The organism is Nostoc sp. (assembly GCF_054880495.1).
This window is the reverse complement of record NZ_JBTYKD010000224.1, coordinates 1-24,438: the sequence shown is the minus strand read 5'-3', so window position 1 is coordinate 24,438 and position 24,438 is coordinate 1. Positions and strand designations below refer to the sequence as shown.

The window sequence follows — 24,438 nt, the reverse complement described above, 5'->3', positions numbered from 1 at the left end:
AGGGGCAGATATAACGGGGTATTTAGAAAGTTTGGACTTTGGACAAAAAAACGTGTTCGCGGAGAATATCCCCGAATAATTTATATAGACATCATAAATTACCTCAGTTATTTTAAAAACTGAGTTCAATGACTATAAAGCCAGGATATTTAGACAAGTCCGTAAATGGTTTAGAATTTCGCGCAATACTGCCAACTAAATTGAATAAGACAGTGGAAAGGACTTCGCATCTTTTGGCTTGACATACACTCGCTGTTTTGTTTGCAACTCTAAATCATTAAAGCGATCGCGTGTTAAATGCGCCATCACCACTTGTCCATCATCGAAAGTTAATTCCACCTGAATTTCCCAACCCAAATGTACCAATCGGCTGACTGTCGCAGGTGTAGTGGCACCGTTGGCAACCTTTTCCAAAATCACATCTTGCGGACGCAAAAACACTTGTGGGTGTGGCGCATCAAATCCGCTACTTTGAAAAATCTTCGAGGTGCTGGGTAATATGTTCACCGGACCGATGAAGCTCATCACAAATGCGGTAGCAGGATTATCGTAAATTTCTGCTGGTGTCCCGACTTGTTCGATCCGCCCTTTATTCATGACCACAACTTCATCGGAGACTTCCATTGCTTCTTCTTGGTCGTGGGTGACGAAAACCGTGGTAACATGAACTTCATCATGGAGGCGGCGTAACCATGCCCGTAAGTCTTTGCGAACTTTAGCATCAAGTGCGCCAAAGGGTTCATCTAGCAGTAAAACTTCCGGTTCTACTGCCAGCGCCCTTGCTAATGCTACCCGTTGTCTTTGACCACCAGAAAGTTGTGATGGATAGCGATCGCCTAGTCCAGTCAACTGCACCAATTCCAGTAACTGTTCTACCCGCCCTTTAATCTTCTTTGGCTGTGCCTTACGAATTTCTAAGCCAAAGGCAATATTCTGCCTAACGGTCAGATGCTTAAATAGGGCATAGTGCTGAAAGACAAACCCAATATTTCGCTGTTGCACACTTTGATATGTAGCATCCTTACCGATGAGCAAGATTTTGCCACTATCTGGCATTTCTAAACCTGAAATTAACCGTAGTAGCGTAGATTTACCTGATCCCGATGGACCGAGCAACGCAACTAGCGCACCACTCTTAATTTCCAGGCTGACTTGATCAACTGCCTTGAAACTCCCGAATTGTTTGGAGACGTTCTCAACTACTATGCCCACTGCTACTGTACCTCTGCAACTAAATCTACAGTTCCTTGCTAGGATTACTGTGTCTTATATATACCATACATAATTATTTATAGATGAACAAGATTTGGCTACTGCGGCTGCTGCGATCGAGGAAGCTACAATGAGGCGGTAATATTATGCTTGGCTCAAAAGGCGCAATAGCATCAACCTTTCTATCCCTCTTTTGTCCCTCTCCGGGAGGGTAATAGCTAGAAGCCTCATCAGGCAATCAATACAAGCTATCCTATTAGAAAAAAATGGGTGTTGTATTTGTTATTAGAAAAAAATCGTGTGAACCCTTGGTAGATAAAAGCTCTAGAATTCAGAAATGGCAAATGTTTTCGGAGAGTGACAGAAGAGGGCTATAGGACTCCTATTTGATTTCTGAACAAGACTGCGAAATAATACGTAAATGTATACAAGTCTAATAAGCAACGATGATAAGTCCGCATTTACCAACTGGGACACTTCCACCAGGAGTATCCCGGCAACAGTCAGCAGAGCAAATAGCACTTTACGCGATCGCGGAACTACAAGATTTTATAACTCTGCGTCCAGATGCGCCTGAAGTAAGGAAAGCTTTGGCAGTAAAGTTGGTTTATCAAGGTTACTTGTATGATGAGATTCAAACAATTCTAGACGTATCACGAGGGTCAATAACAGCTTGGAAACAATCCTACGTTCCAGTTGTGAACGAGCGAGATAAGCAGACATACTATGGAGCAGTTGACTATCTCCTTGGAGAATTAGTTCTCAAAGCAAATGAAGCAGGAAACTCAAAAAATACTATCGACTACCTAGAATACTTACTAGCTAACTCTCCCGACCAGCGATTACTAATTTTTTGGGATGGGGCTAGCTACCACTGTTCCAAGGAAATTAGAGGTTTCTTAGACTCTGTTAATCAAAGCTTACCAACCGAGCAATGGAAAATACACTGTGTCCGTTTCGCCCCTAATTGCCCAGTACAAAACCCGATAGAGGATATTTGGTTACAAGCCAAAACATGGGTTAGACGTTTTTGTGCTTTAGCTCCTTCATTTTCACATTTAAAGTGGATATTTGAGTGGTTTATTAGACACACTACCTTTGATTTTGACACTCTACAGATGTACGGAGCTTATTCAAAAATCAAATAGGACTCCTATAGATGTTGCAATAACTATAGCTGTTAATGCTATTAGTGATGAAAATGCTCTAAATTGGTTTAATCATTGTGGTCTGTTTGTTGAGCCTATTAGGTAGTTTTTATTGTGGCTGCTTTGAATGCAAACTGCTGTAAGAGGGCTTTCGATAATATTCGCAGGTTCAGCCATCTCTGCGTTAGCGAAGCTCCTCCCTTTTCCCTTTGGGAGGCTCGCATAAATTCCTACCTTACGATTCAGATTTTCAAATCAGCACTCCATAACCAGAAGCTATATCTTTTACATAGCAGAGGATTTAAATATATCTGCATTATTTGAGCCTTAACTGAACCGTATTGGAAGTAATCCTTCATTGATTCTCGTCGTGCTGTTCTGCTAATTTTTTTGTCTGTAGCAAAACCTGCTGCATGTGTGCGGCAAGTTCTGCTTCATTAACCTTTTCTGCTTCCTCATTCAAAGGATGCCAGTTTCGGCTAAAAGTAAGAATCAAGGGATCGCTAGAGTTTTCAGTAGGTATATCTATCTTGTTAAGAAGATATCCTGAAAACAGAGGATGATCCACCAAAGTAGATTTTATTTCTCTGACTTGCTCGTTGATAGTGATTCTTTCTTTCACGAGCGTGCCACGAACTTTTATTTCCCGCAGCATACCATTCTCATTCTTTTCAAAAAAATTAACCTCTTCAACATCCGCGATATAACTTCGAGGATCTTCCAGTTTCTCCAGCAATATTTTCCAAAGAGTTGTTAAAGAAGCGTTTACCGGAGTGCTAAATGTGCTGTATGGCATAAGTTATCACCTTAGATGATTGATTTTTTAAACTCAATTTTTTGCTTTTTAAAGTGAAATCAAGTGAAAAATGCCTGTTTTCCTGATAAGTAACTGAAAAAATTAACTTGAAATTCTTACAGGTTATGACTTACGCATGGACAGAAATCATCAAATATGGAGTATCAATTTTCCATTGTTTGATAAGGTGGGCAGTGCTCCTAGCGGATCTTTAAATCTGTAGAATTTGAAGAATGCACTGCCTACCCTGTTTCTGTGTGGTTCCAAACCGTGTCGCAGTGTTAGTACACGTGATGGTCAATTTGTACCATAAGTAAGTCCTACAGGTAAAGCTTTCACAAATAATCAGGTTGACTTATCACTTTTGGTAAACGAGAGCCGTTTGCTCCCTATATACTACAAGCCTGCATTTGAAGCATTAACCCGCCCTACAGCTGACCAGTCTATGTCACCGTCACCCCGCGCTACCCCTGAAAGGAAATGATCCCGTAGCAAGCTAGCCAGTGGTAGGGGCACAGCAGCACTTTCTGCGGCTTCGAGGACTAATCGCACATCCTTCAGTCCTAAGTGCAGTTTGAACTCAGCCGGTTCGTACTGCTCTTCGGCAATCATTGTTCCTAAAACCTCGTAGACCGGCGATTTGAAAACTGCCGTGTTAATAATCTCTAGAAATTGTCGGGGAGATATGCCCGACTTTTGTATCAGCACAAAGGCTTCGCTCAAAGTCTCCAAAACTGAGGCGATCGCAAAGTTGCCCGTCACCTTAACCAGATTCGCCAAGTGAGGCTGTTCGCCTACTACAAACACACCCTGACCCATCGATTCAAACAAGGGACGGCAGCGCTCAATTTGCTTTGAGTCACCCGCACTCACAACCCATAACTTTGCCGATCGAGCTGTTTCTGGTCTGCCAAAAACAGGGGCAGCTAAGTATGCTTGACCGGCTGTTTTGTGTGCTTGCTCTAGCTGCTGGGACAGTGCTAAACTAATCGTACTCATCGACACGTGTACGGCATCCCTAGCAAGTTTATCAATTGCGCCGGGAATTTCTGTTGTACCGAAGATCACGTCTTTGAGGGCAGTATCATTGGCTACTATGGTGAGCAATACCTCAGCTTCCTGCACTGCATCGGCAGGTGAATCTGCTACTCTTGCCCCTAATTTTTGTAGTCTCTCAGTGGCGCTGCGGGTGCGGTTGTAAACGGTTAACTCGTGACCTGCTGCCAGAATATGGGGTGCCATTTCAGCACCCATATTGCCAAGCCCGATAAATGCTACTTTCATTTTAATTTCCTGTAATCAATTCCTTGTAATACTTAGCACTACAGTTCCCAAAGCTATAAATGCCACTCCAAGAGCAGCCATAAATAACCTTCGCATACTCATTAATCTCCAAAAAAAGTGTGGGGCTTCAAGTGTGCCAAAACATTGCCACAAGGCAATTTAGTATTAATACTAATTATTAAATAATACACATACATGAAAAATATATTTGATAAATTTTTGTAACTGCCTAGCTAGTAGTAATTGAGGCGAGAAAAACAGAGACATTACCAAGTAGCGCCTCAGTAATAACTTCCAAGAGATTAAGACCATGCTTAGAAGGAGTAGAAACAAAAGAACGAATATTGGCGAATGAAACTGCAAACTCAAAGGAACGAAAGCCGCCAGAAATTTTCTGCTTGCATTTCATCATTCGCAAATCACGTTCTGCTTGATTATTGGTAAAGGGAACATCAGGTTCGGTAAGAAACCGTAAAACATCACCCTGGAAATTTTGAAACCGCAACAGCAGGTTATTACATTTTGGACATTCTTTGACTGCTACTCTGTGTTCTGTGACTATAATTCTTGGGACTGGTACATCAAATACTTGTCGCTTAATAATTTTTTTGACTCCTACAACCCCAATATCACATCCGCATCCTGGACATGAGCATGGTGTTGGATGTTCTACTATTTTCTCTGGCTCCAATACTTGTTCTAATGTCTGCCCTGGATGACCTATCTGTCCTCCTGATGGCCGCTTTCCTTTTTCTCTTAAACTTTTTGTCCGTATTTTACTTGACTTTTTGAGTCCGTCGCTGGCTGGTGGTTTTGAGCTTGTTTGGCTATCTAGTCCCAAACTCCTCTCTAGCTCTGCTATCCGTTCCCGCAGTGCTTGATTTTCTTGCTCCAGCCTCTCTATTTTTTGCTCTTTTTCTTCTGGACTCATGTTTGAACACTACCATCTTTCTTCCCTCGGCGGAATATCCCTGACTTTCCTACCTGGGCAGTTACCATTTTTTTACATCCAATTCTTGAAGGGATTTCAAAGATAAATAAAGTTTTGAAGAAGATGCGGTAAACCTAAGTAAAAGTTTCGAGGTTATGGTAATCTGAGTCGTAAAGTAATCCTAAGTATTACGCCCCTAAAAAGCAAAGAAACAGAAAACCTCGCTAAGGCTACAGCGTAAATGTAGTATCGCAAGTCCATCAGTTTTACCACCCTTGCTGCCGCTGTGGTAAGGGCATACCGAGAGAAAAGTCAAGCAGTCAGTGTAATAACTTGACCCATCAGAACTTTTCAAAAATCCTCTTAGAGAGGTATATTTCAAAACGTCTTTACTTCAATTGGGAAATTATATGACACTTCCGAAAAAACTGACTCTGAACGCTCTTACTTTGGCCGGGTTAGTAACATCCACCCTATTGATGGCTGAATCCGCTAATGCGGCTAAGTTTGACTTTTCTTATTCTGCAGAAGGGCTTTATGCCAGTGGGGTACTCACAGCAACGGATCTAGGAGATGGAAAATATCAAGTAATTGATATTGTCGGGGAACGAAATGGAGCTAGTATTTCGAGCCTGATTCCTTCAGGTTTATTTAATAACGACAACTTCATTTTTCCGTCTCAAAGTAGCGTAGTTGATTCCCAAGGTTTTGCCTATCAGGTCGGTAATAATGTTTCGGTTTTCTCAAGTGACTCCGGTTACAGGGATTTTTCTCTGAACCCCGATCGTAGCACCACCTCCACTACGCTCAACTCATTGACGATTAAGCCCTTTGAGACTCCAACCTCTTTGGTTACTTTTGATTTTACCCAGATATATCCTCAAGGCTCTGTTAGTGGGACGTACACGGGGGCGATTCAACCTGATGCCAAATTTTTGACAGCCTCCGATCTTACTAATTTTTCTGTTTCTCTAAAGAATTCGGGGTTTACCCCATCTTTTGCGGATCAGATACTGACTTTATCAAACGTTAAATCGCTTTGTAGACAGTTAGCCGATATTCCCTGTCCGAATGGTACAGATGTCGATATTACCTATCTAGTTGACGGTCTGCCTTTAGTAGTCAGTGGTAGAAAAGGTTCAAACACGGCAACAGCTACGTTAAATGGGGTATTCTTCCCGACACCACTTGAGAGAATTGAAACGATAACAAGAACATCCATAAGCGTTCCAGAACCTTCTTCAGTTGGAGGCTCCGTGGCAATGGCAGGATTGGTAGGAGCCTTTCTACTCCGCAAAAAGCTGATCTCTCGCCAAACAGCAGCGACAAGCCTGGATTAAAACCAGTGAACATCCTCCCTCACTATACCGCTTGCAGTTAGTGAGGGCTTTCCGAATTCACAGACGGGCATTTCTGCTTCAGAGGCTGAGTAACCTCTAAGCCTCTGAAGCAGACTGATAACGTGAGTCCCACGTCGCTTAATCCACGCTCTAAAATATTCAGTGCAGTATTCCAAAAACCCTTGCTGCGCTTTGTTCATTTTTTGTACCAAATCAGAAGTGTTGAATGTTAAGAAAAATCCGATAAAAATAGCCAGAAATATGGTATTGTGGGGCGAATGCTTAAAATATATTAGTTTGATTGTGATTATAAATTCATTTGCCAAAATTGTCAAAGATATCCTGAAAAGCCTGCCAAAAAACGATTATCCAGTATTGAATAGTCGTCTATTCTTTGAGTGCTGGCTATCCTATGCCCTGGATAACAGTTTAACAAGTATGCGAGATTTATTTCAAAGATTAAATAACACCGGATTTGAAGTAGATATTTCTGCATTTTATAAGGCAAGTTCTCACCGTAGTCAAAAACCCTTTCAAGAAATTTATCAGAAATTGAATGAGTTAGTACAGAAGAAAATTCACAAAAAATTACACGATAAATATGCTATTTGTCCTATTGATTCAATAATTATTACCCTGAGAAGTAAATTGTTATGGGTTTTGGGTCATCATCAAGTGAAACTTTTTAGTTCTTTGAATTTAGCTACAGTTAGCCCAGAAGATAACTTCATAAATTTTGGACACGATCATGATTATAAATTTGGTTCAAAGATGATGTCTAGTCTACCAACTAATGCTGTAGGGGTAATGGATAGAGGCTTTGCAGGATTAAAATTTATCCAAGAATTGGTACAAGAAAACAAATATTTTGTTTTGCGGATTAAAAACAATAGGAAACTAGAATTTGAGGATGCAACTGGATTAGTCAAAGTAGGTGCATCTGATGATGCTCAAGCTTATAGAGTTATTAATTTTTGTGATTTAGAAACGAAAACTGAGTTTCGCTTAGTGACTAATTTACCAGAGTCGGGAAATGCAGCTGTTCATGATGATGAAATTAGGGATATTTATCGAATACGTTGGGGAGTTGAAGTCTTGTGGAAGTTTTTAAAGATGCACTTAAAAATTGACAAATTAATTACCAAAAACCTCAACGGTATCACCATACAAATTTACGTTAGTTTGATAGCCTATCTGATTTTACAGCTTTTATCTATTCTCGCACAATGGGGACATACACTATTAGATAAATTCCGCTATTTGCAATCTTGTATGTGTCAGAAAATCAGTTATGTTCATTGGTTTGAGGAGATGATGTTTTGTTGATTAATTTAAGCTTTTGAGACTTAGTGTAACTAAAGATGTAAAGTTTTATATCAGCATTCAACATTTCTGCTATGAATCAATTTGAAGACAGTTTGAATCTCCGTTCCGCCTTGGAAAACTCGGTTTTAGTTATTCAGAAGCTTGAAAGTCAATTAAATCAGCTAGAGCGAGAGAAAACTGAACCTATAGCAATTATTGGCATGAGTTGCCGATTCCCAGGAGCCAAAGATCCAGAGAGTTTCTGGAAAATATTGCGCTCGGGTACTAATATGGCTCGGGAAATTCCTGAAGATCGTTGGGATATCAAAAATTATTACAGTTCTGACCCAAATATCCCTGGTAAAATGCCACTGCGGTACGGCTACTTTTTAACAGATATCGACCAATTCGATGCAGAATTTTTTAGAATTTCTCCGCGAGAAGCTGGTGCTATCGATCCTCAGCATCGCTTGCTTTTAGAAGTCAGTTGGGAGGCGCTAGAAAGAGCCGGACACGTACCAGATAGATTGGCAGGAAGCCCCACTGGTGTTTTCATTGGTCTAACCTGTGAAGATTACAACGATATCATTCAAAAACGACCGCCCGAACTTAATCAACAACACGAATTGTTTTTTGTTACAGGCGTTAAATCCTACGCTGCATCTGGACGAATCTCCTACACCTGGAATTTGACTGGACCTGCCATGACGATTGATACAGCTTGTTCTGCTTCGTCAGTAGCTATCCATCAAGCCTGTACTAGCTTGCGTCAGCGCGAATGCGAAATGGCTCTGGCAGGAGGAGTGAATCTCATACTCGACCCGACCGTTCACCTCTACACCTACAAGGGCAAAATTTTGACTTTGGACGACCGTTGCAAAGTCTTTGATGCGAGTGCCGACGGATATGTCAGAGCCGAAGGTTGTGGCGTTGTAGTTCTTAAACGTCTATCCGATGCGATCGCCGATCGCGACAATATTTTAGCAGTCATTCGCGGTAGTGGCGTCAATCAAGACGGCGCGAGTTACAGCTTTTCTGCACCGAATGGGGAATCGCAGCAGACATTATTGCGTTGCGTTCTAGATCGAGCTAAAGTCGATCCTTCTGAAGTTAGCTATTTTGAAGCTCACGGTACGGGAACGGCAGTTGGCGATGCAACAGAATTGACAACCGTTCAACAAGTTTTTGGACCCTACCACTCAAAAAAATCCCCGATATTGGTCGGCTCGTGCAAAGCCAACATTGGTCATCCAGAACCAGCGAGCGGTATTGCATCTTTAATCAAATTGGTCTTATCCCTTCAAAATCAGGAAATTGCTCCTCAGATCAATATTAAGGAAATCAATCCCTGTCTTGACTGGGAAAAGACCTCAGTTAAAATTCCCACTCAGCTCACTCCTTGGTCAACCTCTAAGCGGCGCATTGCAGCCCTGAATTGCTTTGGTATCAGTGGCACTAATTCCTGTATGGTGGTGGAAGAATCTCCTGAAATTGCAACTGTAACCTCTGAGCGGGAACGTCCTGAGCATATTCTTGTTCTATCTGCCAAAAGTTCTGTAGCATTAAAGCACTTAGTGGAGCGGTATCGTCAGCATCTAAATAATCATCCAGAACAAGCACTCGCTAATATTTGCTTTACGGCTAATACAGGACGGCTCCACTTGAACCACCGCTTGAGTATTGTAGGAGCAACTCCTGAGGAAATCGGGGCTAAATTAACAGTCTTTGCTCGAAATGAGGAAGCTGTGGGGTTTTTCAATAGCGAAATAAATAATTCAGAACCGCCAAAAATTGCTTTCTTGTTCACCGGACAAGGTTCTCAGTATGTCCAGATGGGACGACAACTCTACGAGACGCAGCCAACTTTCAGGAACGCTCTCGAACAGTGCGATAAAATTTTGCAGTTATATTTAGAGAAATCCCTGCTTGAGGTTATCTATCCTCAAGAGGGCGGTGAGAACTCACCTCTAGATCAAACAGCTTACACTCAACCAGCTCTGTTTGCGATTGAATATGCTTTGTATTGTTTGTGGCAGTCTTGGGGCATTACTCCGACGGCAGTAATGGGTCACAGTGTTGGAGAATATGTCGCTGCTTGTATTGCCGGAGTTTTCTCTCTTGAAGATGGTCTGAAATTAATTGCAGCGCGAGGAAAGCTGATGCAGAAGTTACCAAATGATGGCATTATGGTAGCGCTGACGGCTTCCCAAGAGCGGGTGGCGGCTGCCATAAGCGAGTATGCAGGAAAAGTGGCGATCGCTGCCATCAATGGTAAGATCAGCACCGTTATTTCTGGGGAAGCTCAAGCAGTTAAAGCCGTTACGGCGAAGTTTGAAGCTGAAGGTATTAAAACTCTTCAGTTGCAAGTTTCTCATGCCTTCCACTCGCCACTAATGGAACCAATTATAGCCGAGTTTGTACAAGTTGCTAGCGAAATATCTTATTCGTTACCAAAGATTAGCATTGTCTCTAATCTCACCGGACAAGTCATTTCTGACGATCTGGCAACTCCTGAATATTGGTGTCATCACGTCCTTTTACCCGTAAACTTTTTAGCGGGTATAAACAAGCTACACAGCCTTGGTTATGAGGTATTTGTGGAGTGTGGGCCTAAGCCTCTTTTATTAGGGATGGGACGTCAGTGTTTGCCATTCGGGTTTGGAAGCTGGCTACCGAGTTTATCTCCAGGAAAAGCGGATTCGCAAATACTCTTGCAAAGTTTAGGACAGTTGTATGTAAGTGGTGCGAAAGTAGATTGGTCTGGTTTTGACAGAGATTATCCGCGACGCCGGGTAGTTTTACCCACCTATCCCTTCCAACGGCAACGCTACTGGCTGGAAACTGAAAACGACAAGGGTCATTCAACTGCATCTGTTCAACTTGTTAATCAAGTGAAGCCAAATATGGCTGATGATAAACAGGGGAATCAAATGCTTTCCACCAAATTAGTAAAAGTTTTGGAGCAGCAGCGGCAACAGCTCCTCGAATTGCTGCTGGAGGGAAAAGAAGAAGTGTTTGATCTGCCCAACAAATCTCACCAACTTAATGGACTTAATGGAGAGAGATATTTAAAGTCAACCGAAAAAATCAGTCAAGAAATCTCCTTATCTAATTTCAGACTACAGGCTGATATTCGGCAACAGTTGAAGGCGGCAAAGAGCGATCACAGTACAATCTTAACTAATTATGTTCAAGCTCAAGTGGCAAAGATTCTTGGTAGACCTCAGACTCAGTTGCAAGTTACGCGATCACTTATTGAATTGGGCTTAGAGTCGCTTTCAGCAATGGAGTTGAAGGAAAAGTTCAAACGAGAACTGGATGCGAACATTGATGTAAAGCAATTGCTAGGAGGCATCAGCATTACTCACCTTGCTGATGAAATTCTTCGCGAACTCAGCCTGGATAACGCCATGTAATTTGTAATTTTATATCTATTCAATTGAGAAAATTAGAGACAATAATTGGTTATGAAACTGATTGACCTTAGCGTTACAATGGAGCCTACAGAGGGCGAACCTGTTCCCGTTCAAATCGAGTATGTGAATCACGAAGAAGGAGCAGATTTGCTAGGTAAACCAGCGGGAATCGATCGCACGGCATTTCCGTCTGGCATGGGGTTATCCATAGAATTTGTGAAATTGACAACCCACTCTGGAACCCACATAGATGCTCCCGCTCATTATGGCCCTCTCTGTGAAGGACAGACCGCTAAAACGATTGAAGATTTACCCCTTGACTGGTTTTTCCATAATGGTGTGCTGATTGACTGTTCAGAAAAGCATACCGACAAACCGATAAATTCTGCGGAAATTCAGCAGAAGCTGGCGCTGATGGAGTACAATATTAAACCATTTGATATCGTATTATTACGCACTGGAGCAGACAGGTATTGGGGAAAACCAGAATATTTTACCACCTTCCGGGGCGTGACTCGCGAGGCGACTGAGTGGTTAGTTTTACGAGGCGTGAAAGTCATTGGAATAGATAGTTTTGGTTTCGATGCGCCGTTTCATCGGATGTTGGAAGAATACAAGGAAAAACAGCAGTCCAATGTTTTGTGGCCCGCTCACTTATATGGTAGAGAAAGAGAATATTGTCAGATTGAAAGACTTACTAACCTCGACAAAATTCCTGTAAATACGGGGTTTACCGTAGCTTGTTTTCCCATCAAAGTCCGCAATTGTGGAGCCGGTTGGAGTCGGGTTGTGGCGATCGTTAACGATTAAATAAACAAGGTTTAAAACAACCTTAATGATGTAGAGTCATCGCTCGACATGTAGGAGGTGTAATTAACTAAAAAATGGAGGAGCTTTAAATGGTTTCACAACTACCCTTGAAAGAGAAAGTATCCTTGATTACCGGAGGCAGCCGTGGGATTGGATTGGCGATCGCGCGCGCCTTTGTAGAAGCCGGTTCTCACGTCGCCATCGCCGCGAGAGACTTGGGACAACTGAATGATTCAGTATCTGCCTTAAAAAACTTCGCTAGCACCGTTGATTCCAACAATGGTTCAACAATTAAAGTTTCTGGCGTAGTCGCAGATGTGCGCGACCAAGCGCAGGTAGATGCGATGGTAGAAGATGTGATAAATATCTACAACCGCATTGACATTTTAGTTAACACTGCTGGACGCGGAGGCGGCGGTCCAACTGTTACCACCGCTCCCGATTTGTGGTACGACATCATTGACACCAATCTCCACGGAGTTTACCGAGTTACGCGCACAGTTATTGAGCGATCGGGCATGTTAGATCGACGTTGGGGACGGATCATTAATATTGCTTCTACAGGAGGCAAGCAAGGAGTTTTACTTGCCGCTGCCTATACTGCCTCTAAACATGGAGTCGTTGGCTTTACGAAATCTTTGGGATTGGAACTAGCTAAAACAGGGGTTACAGTCAACGCTATTTGCCCCGGCTTTGTAGAAACAGACCTGGCAGTAAAAGCGCGGCAAGTGTACGCACAAACGTGGGAAATCACCCCTGAAGAAGTGTTAAAACGCTTTGAGACGCGCATTCCTTTAGGGCGCTATGTAGTTCCTGAAGAAGTAGCACCGATGGCAGTTTATTTAGCATCAGATATGGCAGCACCCATACTGGCGCAGGCAATTAATATCTGCGGAGGGTTGGGGAATTATTAGGCGTTGCTGAATTACGACATGAATTATGCATGTAGAGACGCGACGCCCTTCGGATGACGCTCGTTCCTGGCTACCGCTTCGCTAACGCCAGTTGCCTACGGCGGGAAACCCGCCTGCATCACTGGACTCACCAGTCGCCTACGGCGGGAGACCCTCCTGCAGCGCTGGCTCAAATTTCGCGTCTCTACAAGGATTATAGATACCCAAAAAACAAAATTCATACATGAAATCAGCAACGCCAATTATTAAACAGAGGCATTTGTAAAGTAAAGCAATCGTGCTCTTTATTAATGCAGCAAGCTTTACCGAAACTTGATTTGCCAAGATTTGTCCAAGGAGAAGCATGTCTGAAGTTGCAGAACAAATTCCCATCACTGCCACAGAATCCCCGACACCCAATACCATTCTCGACGTGCAGCAAACAACCTGTTGTATCGTTGGAGGAGGGCCGACAGGGGCGGTTCTCGCACTGCTGATGGCACGTCAAGGCATTCCCGTGATGCTGCTAGAGGCACACAAGACCTTTGATCGCGACTTTCGGGGTGACGTAGTTCATGGCGGGGGCATGGAATTGTTAGATCAATTGGGTCTAACCGAGCGCTTGCTCGAGCAGATTCCCCACTCCACGGCTAAGGCAATTCAATACATTATTGACGGGAAAACCATTCCGTTCGTAGACTGGAGTCGCTTGAAAGGGACTCGGTATCCCTACATGACAATAATTTCCCAGGTCCAGTTGATTCAGTTTCTCACTGCTGAGGCAAAACGCTACCCAAACTTTCAGTTGCTTATGGGTGCAAATGTGCAGCAGCTAATTGAAGAAGATGGAATCATTCGCGGTGTCCGCTATCGGGGAAATGGTGGATGGCACGAAGTGCGATCGCACTTGACAGTCGGCGCCGACGGGCGCTTCTCCCAGATCCGTAAATTAGCCGGGATGGAATTAATCGAGACTGCTGCCCCACTGGATGTCTTTTGGTTTCGCCTGCCCCGACACACCGAGGAACCAGAGGGTCTGTTTGTACGCTTGGGTAACAAGCGCTTCCTAGTTACATATAACACCTATGACGGTAATTGGCAAATTGGCTACTACATTCTCAAGGGTCAATACCGCGAGATTCAGGCTGCTGGCATCGAGGCGCTGCGTCAGTCTATTGTTGAAGTAGTCCCAGAGTTTGGCGATCGCGTACAGCATTTGAAGAGTTGGAAGCAGGCATCGTTTCTCTCAATCAAAGTCGGCCGACTCGACCGGTGGTATCGCCAGGGCCTGCTTTTGATTGGTGACGCCGCTCACGTGATGTTGCCTATGGGTGGGATTGGCATCAACTATGGAATACAGGATGCTGTTGTCGCAGCAAACGTCCTGATCGAACCGCTTAAGCACGGCGAGGTGCAGCTAAATCATCTGGCAGCAGTGCAGCGCCAGCGCAAGTGGCAGATACAACTCATCCAGGAGTTGCAGTACTTTATGCAGAGGCAGGTGAGCATCAAAGCGCTGCAATCGGGTTATACGTTCAAACTGCCTATATATTGGGGTCTGCCGCCGTGGCGCGATCTGATTGCTAGGCTGCTTGCGTTTGGGGTTTTGCCACCGAATGTGAAGGCTGAATACAAGAAGATAAGTTATAACAACCCTTAAATAATTGCTATGTCCAAACAAAATAACACTCAATCGTCTCAAAATATGCCGCCACAGTTAGCACTATGGCCAATGATCAGTGCCTACTATGTGCCACAGTTGATTTATGTGGCCGCGAAGCTCGGTATCGCTGATATGTTGAAAGACGGTGTGAAAAATTGCGATGAGTTGGCAACAGCAACTGCAGCAAACGCGCGAGCGCTCTATCGCCTCATGCGCGCGCTTGCAAGTGTGGGGGTTTTTGCTGAAAAAGAACAAGGTTATTTTGCCTTAACGCCAGTTGCTGTTTATCTCCAAAGCGATATTCCTGACTCGATACGTTGGGCAGCGATTATGTTTGCGGAGGAACAATATAAAGCTTGGGGAGAACTTCTGTACTCCATTAAAACGGGAGCGAGTGCTTTCGAGTATTTGTACGGCATGGAGCTTTACGAGTATTATGCCCAAAACCCAGAACCGGGTGAGATTTTTCACAAGGCGATGACGAGTATTGCGATCACAAGAGAAGATGCCGCGATCGCGACTGGTTATGACTTTTCGTCCATTAAAACATTAGTGGATATAGGAGGGGGACGCGGAAGTACGATCGCTGAGATCCTCAAGGCTAACCCAACCATGAAAGGGGTTCTTTTCGATTGTGCTCCAGCCCTAGAAAGTGCAAAGGACTTAATAGAGGCAGAGGGAGTTTCGCAACGCTGCGAATTCACAGTTGGAGATTTCTTTGAGTCCGTGCCCAGTGGCTGCGATGCTTACATTCTCAAGCGTATTCTGCACGATTGGGATGACGAACGAGCCATTACTATCCTCAAAAATTGTCATCGCGCTATGGCAAAAAATGGCAAGATTTTGGTAGCTGAGCGGTTGATTCCGCTCGGTAATGAACCCTACGCGGGCAAATTGATCGATCTGGATATGCTGGTAATGACTGGGGGCAGTGAGCGGACTGAGAGCGAATGTCGCTCGCTATTTGAGAGGGCTGGCTTCCAAGTGACGAAAATCGTATCTATACAATCTGATATGAGCTTAATTGAAGGTATTCCGGTCTAGTCTTTTGAGTTAAGTCGGCACGGGTCTGTCTAAATGAGGTTGTGAGAAAATTTAGGAATGAACCGATTATTAGGAGTTTCCGAGCATCTAAGATGGCTGCTAGACCAAAAGTGGTCTTTCAATTTCGCTTTGACGGCGCGAGTTAGAGGGGCGATCGCCGTCAAAGAGCTAACTGATGCCCTAGCTTGGGTGCAGCGCCGACATCCCTTACTGGCTGTGAGAATAGCCGGTGACGACAATCAGCCGCCGCGATTTGTATCGGAAGGCGTTCCCCCAATCCCGCTGCGAGTAGTCTCCCGACCAGGAAATGACCATTGGTGTCTGGAAACTGAAGCCGAACTCTCACTTCCTTTCTCGTGCAGCACCGGACCGCTGCTACGTATAGTGTTTCTCCAGGGCGCTCGTGTGTCGGAATTAATTATCACTTGCCACCACTCCATCGGTGATGGTTTGTCAGCGATCTATTTAATCCGAGACATTTTGCAGGAGATCAGCACCCCAGGCAGCCGGAGCGAAATCTTGCCAGAATTGCTCTCTTGGGAAGAAGCTATTCTCATGTTTCAGGGCAGCATTAACAGTGATGCTCTTGTCCAGAATGCACCACAAGAGACAAAAGCCGCATCTAATACGGGCGTAGAGTTAAATCGCCTCAGCGACAAACAGACAATTCAAAGCAACCAGCGCTCTAGCATACTTCACTGGTGTCTCTCTCCAGAGGAAACTGTGATGCTTGTTTCAAGCTGTCGAAACCAACAAACCAGCGTTCACAGTGCTATCTGCGCTGCCTTTCTCCTGGCAATGGCAAAACAAGTGAATTCGCCAGAAAATGCACTTTACAAATGTGTCTCTCCGTGCAATGTTAGAAATTACGTTGTCCCAGTGATTGGTGAAGATTTTGGCCTCTATGTATGCGGTTTATTCACTGCTCACGTGATCGCTCCTGAAACCAGCTTCTGGGAAGTAGCGCAAGATGTTAAACACCAAATAAATGAGTTGACAGTACCAGAGAAAATATTTCAGTATATTCGACCAACCAAAGCTTTTCTCTCTACCCAGCCCGACCCGCAAATTGTGTATCAGCAAATAGCACAAAAGGGGGATTTATGTGTCACAAATCTGGGCTGCTTAAATATACCACAAGAATTTGGCTCTTTATATCTAGACGCTATCTACGGTCCAATAGTGCAGTCTTCAGAGAATATAAAAATTGTAGGCGTAACAACTTTAGGAGGCAAGATGTTTTTAACTTTAACTTTCTCAGAATCTGTTTTGCCACGATTGCTGGCGGAACAAATCAAGAGTGAAGCAATGCAACAAATTAAAGAAGCGATTTACTCAGAAACTTACAGTAAGAGTTTCGATATTAAGCTTACTTAAAGAACTTTCCATTCATAATGCTTGAGTGAGTGAGTGGCAAAAGAAAACTTTATAAAAGCTTTTAATTTTTTAACAGTTGAATTGACAAAATGGATTTAAAGGATATCTTGTATGCCCGAAGTTAGAGAACAAACTACCAAAACTGTTAAAGACCTTTTGATTCCCGATACCATTCTCGACGTGCAGCAAACAACCTGTTGTATCGTTGGAGGAGGGCCGACAGGGATAGTTCTAGCACTGCTATTGGCGCGTCAAGGTATTCCCGTAATGCTGCTAGAAGCACACAAAACCTTCGAGCGCGATTTCCGGGGCGATTTAATTCAAGCCGGGGCGATGGAAATTATGGACAAACTAGGTCTGACGGAGCGCTTGCTCGCGCAGGTTCCTCACTCCAAGACAGGCGAAATAGAATTCAGCCTTTGCGGTCAGACTGTTTCCTTTGCAGACTTTAGTCGCTTGAAGACTCGGCATCCATACATCACAATTATTCCCCAGGTAAAGTTAATTGAGTTCCTAACTGCTGAGGCAAAACGCTACCCCAACTTTCAATTGCTCGTGGGTGCAAATGTACAACAGCTAATTGAAGAAAATGGAATTATTCGCGGTGTGCGCTATCGAGGAAATGGTGGATGGCACGAAGTGCGATCACACTTGACAGTAGGCGCAGACGGACGCTTCTCGCAGGTTCGTAAATTAGCCGGGATGGAATTAATCGAAACTGCTGCACCAATGGATTTGCTTTGGTTTCGCTTGCCTCGACACCCTTCGGAGCCAGAGGGTTTGAGGGTACGCTATGGTAGCAAGCGCGTTTTAGTTACATACAATACCTCTGATGGGAATTGGCAGATTGCTGCCGTCATTCCCAAGGGTTCCTACCGTGAGATTCAGGCTGCTGGTATAGAGGCGCTGCGACAGTCTATTGTCGAAGTCGTCCCAGAATTTGCCGATCGCGTAGAGCATCTGAAGGATTGGAAACAAGCATCGCTCCTCTCAGTCCAAATGGGCAGACTCTCCCAGTGGTACTGTCCTGGTCTACTTTTGCTAGGTGATGCTGCCCATGTGATGTCGCCTCTGGGTGGAGTTGGTATTACCTATGCAATTCAGGATGCTGTGGCGGCAGCGAACATTCTGAGCGAACCGCTATTGTGTGGCAATCTGCGGATTTCTCATCTAGCGGCAGTGCAGCGAAATCGCGAATTAGCGATCAAAGTTATTCAATGGTTTCAGAGCTTTATGCAGAAGCGCATTACCGCTAAAGCAGTGCAAGCAGATAACTCGTTGAAGCTGCCAATATATTTGCGTTTGCGGTTTTTAAGCGATCTTCGTGCCAAACTGCTAGCGTTTGGGGTTTTCCCTCCTCATCTGAAGGCTAAATATAGATTGTAGATTGTCGGTTTCCATGCTGCCCTGTGACCATCTGAAAGAGCATTTATCAATTCAATCTGCAAAGTTTTTGTTTTTGTAAGTTAAACAAAGGAGTCGAAGAAAATGTTTGAGTCTGAAGAGCTGATTAAGATGAGAGCTAAACTGGCTGGGGAAGCTGGGGCTGCCTATCCTCAGTCGAGAAAACATGACTTTCAAGTCATCTATCAATACCTCAATCCCCAACCGGGAGAATACATCTTAGGATTTTGGGAAGGAAATGGCGTTTTTTGTAAGGCGATCGCCGAAGCAGTTGGGCCGCAGGGAAAGTATCTAGTTAGCGATCCTTCAGCCTATCTACTCGATCGCATAAAAGCCAGAGTGAATCTGCCGCAGGTTGAAGTTATAGTCAGTAGTTCTGAAGACTTAGACCTGCCTACTAAATCTTTGGATAAAGCTTGGAGTTTTGGAACTTTCCATGACGCCCTCTGCCAAACCCAAGTGGTTGCCAATATTTACAATGCCTTAAAACCAGGCGGATTATTATTTCTTGCTGACGTTTTTCAAGGAAATTCAGCAGCAAAATTTTTAGACTTGACAGTAGCCAAATACCGCGAAGGCGGACACGAGGCGAAATTCTTATCAGAAGAATTTTCTGATTCTCTCTGCTTTATTAATGGATTCAAGAGCGAAAAGGTTCGCATCGTAGACTTGCAGCAGAAATGGTACTTCGAGTCAGAAATCGATATCGGAGCGTTTCTGTATAAAGTTTTTGCGATGAACCTATTCCCTGGAGATGAAGCTGATAGAATCAAACAAACTCTTGTAGAAGCCAGAAAAACTCTCGAAATAAAATCCACCGCAGGGATGTACGAATTAAGTTGGCCCATGAAGGCCATTATGGCTGAAAAATGAAAATTCTGTCTTTCCTGCACTGTCCAGATGAATCCAGTTGGAAAAAACCCGCTTTCGTCACTCCACAGCAAATTTACACCTATCAGGACGTGCGCGATCGCGTGGCGGCAATGGTAAATTTTCTGCACGCCAAAGCTTTGATGCCCGGACAGCGGGTTTTAATGATTTCCGACCACGACGAATATGCAGTTTTCTTTTTCCTCGCTGCCAGTGCGCTTGGCATTCAGGTTCTTATTCCCTATAATCTAAAAGAAGCCGCGTTGCCCGAATGGCTGAATATTATCGATACAGCCCAACTCGACCATATTATCTACCTCAAAAAAACAGCAGCGGCAATTGACAAATTGCGGGCGTCCGGCGTCAATCTCGTTGAGATTGATCGGACTCAAATCGAGATACAGGACATGGCAGTTTCTGATATTGCGATCGCCACTCCTAATCCAGTTGAGAAATTCCTAGTTCTCTTTACTAGCGGAACCACGGGCAATCCCAAAGCCATCAGTCTTCAAGAAAAACTTATCGCCCTGCGGGTGCTAAAAGTATCGGCGGCATTAAAATTTCACTCTGACGCACATATAATGATGTCAGGGCTGATGAACAATACGACTGGGATTATTTTTTCCTTGGGTGCCCTAGCGCATAAGGCTACCCTCTTTTTTCCAGACAGTCCAGATGTCGCTGATTGTGGACCACAAATACAAATAAGCCGCATAACCCATATCATGCTGCGCCCAGTCTTCATGCAGCATTTCCTTGAGGATTCACGCACAATTGAAGCGGATTTGAGTAGCCTACAAGTAGTTGCTTATGGCGCTGCACCATTGCCTGTAAAAATACTGCTTGAAGGGCGGAGACTGATGCCGATTGAATGGATTCAAGGCTATGGTTTGAGCGAAACTTTCGGCCCTTTCTGCTGGCTGACGGATGAAGATCACAAGGCGGAACGATACCTCCACTCCGTTCATTGCGTCGGACGCCCCGATGATACAGTTGAAGTCTCTGTTTTCGATGCCGATGGCAACGAATTGCCATCTGGCGAAATTGGCGAGATAGCCGTGCGCGGATTGGGGATAATGTCCGGGTATTGCAACTTCCAAGAAAATACCATTCAGTCTGTGGGTGAATGGTTTTTCACGGGGGACTTAGGCACGTTTTCCAGCGATGGCTATCTGACCATAAAAGGAAGGGAAGCTGAAACCATCCTAACACCAAACGGCCACAAAATTTATCCCAGCGAAGTCGAGAATCTTCTGTACCGAATTCCGGGTATTGAAGAGGCAGTGCTTGTCGGTTGGTCATCTTCTGAAACAGCAGTAAAACATCCAGTTGCCTGCATTTATTATTCAGGAAACGGACGTAACAACTATGCAGATATGGCGAATGCGTTATCTGAAAGCTTCCGGAAGGCACTCAGCCCTGAAAAATGGCCTAATTTTCTTTACATATCGCCCTCAGCACTGCCAAAAAATCAAAACGGAAAAATTGTCAAACGGGATATTCTGCCGTTTATTAAACCTGAAACTCTTATAAAATTTCCTGAAAGTTGAGGACGCGATCGTGAAAGCAACAATACATTCTATCCTCTGCAGCACTCCCTCTGATGTTATCTATGGAATCATTTCCAACAGCGCGCGATGGCCTGACATTTTTGAGCCGTGTCTTAAGGTGGAATCCCTTGAAAAAGGGGACGGCTATGAAGTCATCCGCATTACTGCGGATGTAAACGGCGTGGAAATGCAGTGGGTTTCCCACCGGGTTTTACTACAGCATATTCATGGCATTGACTTTGAAACAAAACCTCCGTTGCCGCTGTTAAAATCCATGCAGGGTCGCTGGCGGGTGGTGCCGATAAAAAAGGGAGAAAGCCTGCTTTTCCTAGAACATAATTTCGAGGTCAAAGATGACGTGAGCGGTCTGGTGGAGGGCGTAACCACGCCAACGGAAGCCGTTGACTTTATGATGCAAGCGCTACACAGCAACAGCCTCAAGGAATTGAATTCCATTAAAGAACTCGCTGAAAAGAATAACTAGCAGGAAATAAAATTATGAAAACTACATTTCATTCGATTACATGTCATAGCCCAGTAGAGGCAGTTTATCAAATTATTTGCGACACTGCAAAATGGCCGGAGCTTTTTGAGGCTTGCATCAGAACGGAGGTTCTAGAAAAAGCGGAGGATTACCAACTGGTTCGCATTACAGCCCTGGAAAATGGGAAGGAAATGACATGGGATACGCACCGGACATTCTTGCCTGATGTCAATGGAGTTGATTTCTACCTTCCCAAACCCATGCTGCTGCTGACGGATATGCGAGGCTCTTGGCGGGTTGTGCCGTTAGATGGTGGTGGAAGTATGCTTTTTGTTGAGCGCAACTTTGCAGTAAAGGATAACGTGACGGGTTTGATAGAAGGCGTGACTACACCGGAAGAAGCCGTCGATTTTATGATGAAATTTATCCAGCGAAATGGCTCGAAGGAAATGAGCGCCATTAAAAGCCTAGTGGAAGGAAAAAACCAGCAGGAGGATGAATTTTCCGTCTCCTTTGAATCCAATCGCGTTCTGCTCTTTCCGGCGGCAGACATTTACAGTCTTTTAGCCGATGCGGCAAACTGGCCGAGCCTGCTTCCGCACTGTCACGCTGTTGAGATGCTTTACGATGACGGCAGCAATCAGGAATTTATTATGGAGGTGGGAACAGCGTATGGAAGCGAACGCATTCGCAGCATCCGCCGATGTCGCCCAGATGTCCTGACTATTGAGTATTTCCAGCCTGAACCGCCTCCGATCATGAGCAGACATAGCGGTCGCTGGAGGCTCAACAGTGTCCCTGGTGGAACGGAAATTTTCATCCGTCACGAGTTCCGAATCGAGCCGAATGCTTGCCGCAATTTATTGGGCGACGGCGATTTAGCATCCTACAAGCAACGGATTCAACATGCTTTGGATAAAAATTCTATGACTACCATTGAATCCTGCGGGCGTTTTCTATCTGGGAGGGAATCCTAATGAGTGTTGTTTCTATGCCATTGAGCGTACCAGAAGAAATCTATCTCGCTTGCCGATATTTTTTACCGCGCATTCTGTTCTGGCAATCTCAGTGGGGCGATTTGGCGATCGCTCTGAGTGACTTTCCCAAAGGCTGCACGGATGTGAGTACCCCAGAGTTCTGGGAACACTGGATGAAAGGTTGGTCACAGCTTGGCGATCGCTATGTTGCACAAGCCGAAACCTGCTCATATCAAATGGGGCGGCGTCAGCTGTTTCGCAGCGCAACAAGCTGCTACCACTGGGCGGAGTTTATGTACTTCTCCGATTCCGCTCGTAAGGGAGCATTGCGACAGCGCGTTAAGGATTGCTTTCTCAAAAGCTGGGACGAAACCGCTCGCCCCCTGAATCGGGGTAAAATGCAGTGGAACGGTGTTGAAATTCCCTACTATTTGCTATTACCTGATAACATTGACGAACGCCAACCGTTGCCCTGTGTAATCCTTTCCAACGGTCTTGATTCAGTTACGGAAGTTGAGGTGATTACTTTCGCTGAACATTTTGTGAACCGTGGACTTGCTGCCTTCTTGTTCGACGGACCGGGGCAAGGAATCAATCTCGGTCGTTCTCCAATTCCCGTAAAATTTGAGGAAGTGGTTGCCAGTATTGTTGATACCTTGTCGAAAAACGCACGCATTGATGAAAATCGGCTTGGTTTCTTTGGAGTTAGCTTTGGCGGCTATATTGCTTTGCGGGTAGCGAAACATTTGGCTAATCAATTCAAAGCAGTTGTCAATCTGTCAGGTGGTCCACATCTCACACCGTTTGAAAAAATGAAGCGCCGTCTCAAAGAAGATTTCCAGTATGCGTTCATGGAACCTGAAAAAACTGCTATGCCTGGTCTTTTTGATCGCTTAACACTGGATCTATCTGGCGGTTGCGAAACGAACGTTTTGTCAATTCACGGCGCTATGGACGATATTTTTCCCGTTCGTGGTATTCAAGATCTCGATCGTAAATGGGGCGATCACCACCGCGCGATCGTTTATGAACAGGAGGTTCATGTTTGCCTGAACCAAATCAATCAGTATATAGTAGCGATCGCTGACTGGATGGGATCGTGGCTTGCCCCTGACAGCGCAGCTTAAGTATTGACGTAAGAGCGATCGCTCTCTTGGAGGTTCATCTCACGCTCATCGCATTGCTCCCCTGTAGACATCACTTGTGGTATCTACTACCTTAGATTTTCAATCAAAATAGTTTGTCCTACACGCAAATTTACTATAGGAATCCTATTTGATTTTTGAAAAAGAGTACGAGATAATACGGTTGAGCGTAAAAGTGTAAAAGCAGACAATGATAAATCAGCATCTACAAACTGCAACACTAAAGACGGAAGTGGCAACTGCGATCGCGATCGCGGAGTTACAGAATTTTATCGCAGCTTGTCGTGATGGTCGTGAGGCAAGAAAAGCCTTGGCGGTCAAGCTGGTTTACCAAGGTTACTTATACGAAGAAATCCAAACTATTTTAGATGTGTCTTTAGGCTCGATAACAGGTTGGAAACAAGCCTACGAGGAATATGGAATTAATGGACTGCGGTTAAACCACAAAGGGAGGAAAAGCCACCTGAATGCCGAACAGCGAGAAGAGGTGTTGAGTTGGCTCTCTACAAAGGACTGCTGGGAAGTGGGGGAATTGGAGTATAAATTAGCCTTCGAGTATGACGTGGTTTATGAGTCAAAACAAAGTTATTATGACTTATTCGATGCAGCTGACATCAGTTGGAAGAAAACCACAAAGCTAAATCCCAAAGCTAACCCAGAGGCTGTGGCAGAAAAAAAAAAGAGATTGAAACACTAAGTAAGTCGGCGGGAAAATTTATAAGTATGTAAGGAAAATTTAACCAGAGGAATTAGAGTTAAATTTAATACGTTGTGTGCTGTAGTTTCCTC

General features: G+C 44.4%; 18 protein-coding genes and 3 pseudogenes. 16 read left to right on the top strand and 5 right to left on the bottom strand.

All coding sequences use genetic code 11. The features are described 5' to 3' along the window. Window positions 1-195 precede the first annotated feature (195 nt). Window positions 196-1,212: a sulfate/molybdate ABC transporter ATP-binding protein gene (locus tag ACYTXL_RS21265; RefSeq protein WP_461926465.1), complete on the bottom strand. Its 1,017-nt coding sequence runs from the start codon at window positions 1,210-1,212 to the stop codon at window positions 196-198. Window positions 1,213-1,658: 446 nt separating this feature from the next. On the opposite strand from ACYTXL_RS21265, the gene ACYTXL_RS21260 reads away from it, so the two are divergent. Then, window positions 1,659-2,360 carry a transposase gene (locus ACYTXL_RS21260; protein ID WP_461926464.1) on the top strand — a complete coding sequence of 234 codons (702 nt, stop codon included), beginning with the start codon at window positions 1,659-1,661 and terminating at the stop codon, window positions 2,358-2,360. Window positions 2,361-2,715: 355 nt separating this feature from the next. Here ACYTXL_RS21260 and ACYTXL_RS21255 read toward each other — a convergent pair whose 3' ends face one another. From ACYTXL_RS21255 to ACYTXL_RS21240, 4 genes and pseudogenes are all read right to left on the bottom strand, one after another. Then, complete coding sequence (locus ACYTXL_RS21255; RefSeq protein WP_461926463.1) at window positions 2,716-3,156, bottom strand: AtaL-like protein; 441 nt, start codon at window positions 3,154-3,156, stop codon at window positions 2,716-2,718. A 396-nt stretch (window positions 3,157-3,552) separates the two neighbouring features. Next, window positions 3,553-4,440, bottom strand: coding sequence for an NAD(P)-dependent oxidoreductase (locus ACYTXL_RS21250; protein ID WP_461926462.1), 888 nt, complete (start codon window positions 4,438-4,440; stop codon window positions 3,553-3,555). Between the two features lie 372 nt (window positions 4,441-4,812). Next, window positions 4,813-4,945: pseudogene (locus tag ACYTXL_RS21245) on the bottom strand (IS66 family transposase); the annotation flags it as partial. A gap of 24 nt (window positions 4,946-4,969) precedes the next feature. After that, window positions 4,970-5,371, bottom strand: a pseudogene (locus ACYTXL_RS21240) (DUF6444 domain-containing protein); the annotation flags it as partial. Window positions 5,372-5,781: 410 nt separating this feature from the next. On the opposite strand from ACYTXL_RS21240, the gene ACYTXL_RS21235 reads away from it, so the two are divergent. The 15 genes and pseudogenes from ACYTXL_RS21235 to ACYTXL_RS21165 form a co-directional block, all read left to right on the top strand. Continuing rightward, entirely contained in the window at window positions 5,782-6,711 is a 930-nt protein-coding gene (locus ACYTXL_RS21235) for a PEP-CTERM sorting domain-containing protein (RefSeq protein WP_461926461.1), read from the top strand. Between the two features lie 303 nt (window positions 6,712-7,014). Beyond that, window positions 7,015-8,037: an IS4 family transposase gene (locus ACYTXL_RS21230; RefSeq protein ID WP_461926486.1), complete on the top strand. Its 1,023-nt coding sequence runs from the start codon at window positions 7,015-7,017 to the stop codon at window positions 8,035-8,037. 71 nt (window positions 8,038-8,108) lie between these two features. Continuing rightward, complete coding sequence (locus ACYTXL_RS21225; RefSeq protein ID WP_461926460.1) at window positions 8,109-11,432, top strand: type I polyketide synthase; 3,324 nt, start codon at window positions 8,109-8,111, stop codon at window positions 11,430-11,432. 51 nt (window positions 11,433-11,483) lie between these two features. Further along, window positions 11,484-12,242 (top strand): cyclase family protein, encoded by a 759-nt coding sequence (locus ACYTXL_RS21220; RefSeq protein WP_461926459.1) that lies wholly within the window; start codon window positions 11,484-11,486, stop codon window positions 12,240-12,242. A gap of 89 nt (window positions 12,243-12,331) precedes the next feature. Continuing rightward, a complete protein-coding gene (locus ACYTXL_RS21215) occupies window positions 12,332-13,156 on the top strand; it encodes an SDR family NAD(P)-dependent oxidoreductase (protein ID WP_461926458.1) in 825 nt (274 codons plus the stop codon). 343 nt (window positions 13,157-13,499) lie between these two features. Further along, window positions 13,500-14,795 (top strand): FAD-dependent oxidoreductase, encoded by a 1,296-nt coding sequence (locus tag ACYTXL_RS21210; RefSeq protein ID WP_461926457.1) that lies wholly within the window; start codon window positions 13,500-13,502, stop codon window positions 14,793-14,795. Window positions 14,796-14,804: 9 nt separating this feature from the next. After that, window positions 14,805-15,842 (top strand): methyltransferase, encoded by a 1,038-nt coding sequence (locus ACYTXL_RS21205; protein WP_461926456.1) that lies wholly within the window; start codon window positions 14,805-14,807, stop codon window positions 15,840-15,842. 57 nt (window positions 15,843-15,899) lie between these two features. Next, on the top strand, window positions 15,900-17,219 hold the full coding sequence (locus ACYTXL_RS21200) for a phthiocerol/phthiodiolone dimycocerosyl transferase family protein (RefSeq protein ID WP_461926455.1): 1,320 nt from the start codon (window positions 15,900-15,902) through the stop codon (window positions 17,217-17,219). 111 nt (window positions 17,220-17,330) lie between these two features. Then, window positions 17,331-18,605 carry an FAD-dependent oxidoreductase gene (locus ACYTXL_RS21195; protein ID WP_461926454.1) on the top strand — a complete coding sequence of 425 codons (1,275 nt, stop codon included), beginning with the start codon at window positions 17,331-17,333 and terminating at the stop codon, window positions 18,603-18,605. 129 nt (window positions 18,606-18,734) lie between these two features. Beyond that, entirely contained in the window at window positions 18,735-19,496 is a 762-nt protein-coding gene (locus ACYTXL_RS21190) for a class I SAM-dependent methyltransferase (protein ID WP_461926453.1), read from the top strand. Beyond that, on the top strand, window positions 19,493-21,043 hold the full coding sequence (locus ACYTXL_RS21185) for a class I adenylate-forming enzyme family protein (protein ID WP_461926452.1): 1,551 nt from the start codon (window positions 19,493-19,495) through the stop codon (window positions 21,041-21,043). Before ACYTXL_RS21190 ends, ACYTXL_RS21185 begins: the two co-directional genes overlap by 4 nt. A 10-nt stretch (window positions 21,044-21,053) precedes the next feature. Continuing rightward, on the top strand, window positions 21,054-21,527 hold the full coding sequence (locus ACYTXL_RS21180; RefSeq protein WP_461926451.1) for an aromatase/cyclase: 474 nt from the start codon (window positions 21,054-21,056) through the stop codon (window positions 21,525-21,527). Window positions 21,528-21,541: 14 nt separating this feature from the next. Further along, entirely contained in the window at window positions 21,542-22,504 is a 963-nt protein-coding gene (locus ACYTXL_RS21175) for an SRPBCC family protein (protein ID WP_461926450.1), read from the top strand. Beyond that, complete coding sequence (locus tag ACYTXL_RS21170) at window positions 22,504-23,631, top strand: alpha/beta hydrolase family protein (RefSeq protein WP_461926449.1); 1,128 nt, start codon at window positions 22,504-22,506, stop codon at window positions 23,629-23,631. The genes ACYTXL_RS21175 and ACYTXL_RS21170 overlap by 1 nt, the downstream gene beginning before the upstream one ends. A gap of 208 nt (window positions 23,632-23,839) precedes the next feature. Further along, window positions 23,840-24,340: pseudogene (locus tag ACYTXL_RS21165) on the top strand (helix-turn-helix domain-containing protein); the annotation flags it as partial. Between the last annotated feature and the right edge of the window lie 98 nt (window positions 24,341-24,438).

Bases quoted from the DNA above. Each gene is read 5' to 3' on its own strand.
- ACYTXL_RS21260 (WP_461926464.1), top strand. From the start codon at position 1,659: ATGATAAGTCCGCATTTACCAACTGGGACACTTCCACCAGGAGTATCC.
- ACYTXL_RS21255 (WP_461926463.1), bottom strand. From the start codon at position 3,156: ATGCCATACAGCACATTTAGCACTCCGGTAAACGCTTCTTTAACAACT.
- ACYTXL_RS21250 (WP_461926462.1), bottom strand. From the start codon at position 4,440: ATGAAAGTAGCATTTATCGGGCTTGGCAATATGGGTGCTGAAATGGCA.
- ACYTXL_RS21235 (WP_461926461.1), top strand. From the start codon at position 5,782: ATGACACTTCCGAAAAAACTGACTCTGAACGCTCTTACTTTGGCCGGG.
- ACYTXL_RS21225 (WP_461926460.1), top strand. From the start codon at position 8,109: ATGAATCAATTTGAAGACAGTTTGAATCTCCGTTCCGCCTTGGAAAAC.
- ACYTXL_RS21220 (WP_461926459.1), top strand. From the start codon at position 11,484: ATGAAACTGATTGACCTTAGCGTTACAATGGAGCCTACAGAGGGCGAA.
- ACYTXL_RS21215 (WP_461926458.1), top strand. From the start codon at position 12,332: ATGGTTTCACAACTACCCTTGAAAGAGAAAGTATCCTTGATTACCGGA.
- ACYTXL_RS21210 (WP_461926457.1), top strand. From the start codon at position 13,500: ATGTCTGAAGTTGCAGAACAAATTCCCATCACTGCCACAGAATCCCCG.
- ACYTXL_RS21205 (WP_461926456.1), top strand. From the start codon at position 14,805: ATGTCCAAACAAAATAACACTCAATCGTCTCAAAATATGCCGCCACAG.
- ACYTXL_RS21200 (WP_461926455.1), top strand. From the start codon at position 15,900: ATGAACCGATTATTAGGAGTTTCCGAGCATCTAAGATGGCTGCTAGAC.
- ACYTXL_RS21195 (WP_461926454.1), top strand. From the start codon at position 17,331: ATGCCCGAAGTTAGAGAACAAACTACCAAAACTGTTAAAGACCTTTTG.
- ACYTXL_RS21190 (WP_461926453.1), top strand. From the start codon at position 18,735: ATGAGAGCTAAACTGGCTGGGGAAGCTGGGGCTGCCTATCCTCAGTCG.
- ACYTXL_RS21185 (WP_461926452.1), top strand. From the start codon at position 19,493: ATGAAAATTCTGTCTTTCCTGCACTGTCCAGATGAATCCAGTTGGAAA.
- ACYTXL_RS21175 (WP_461926450.1), top strand. From the start codon at position 21,542: ATGAAAACTACATTTCATTCGATTACATGTCATAGCCCAGTAGAGGCA.
- ACYTXL_RS21170 (WP_461926449.1), top strand. From the start codon at position 22,504: ATGAGTGTTGTTTCTATGCCATTGAGCGTACCAGAAGAAATCTATCTC.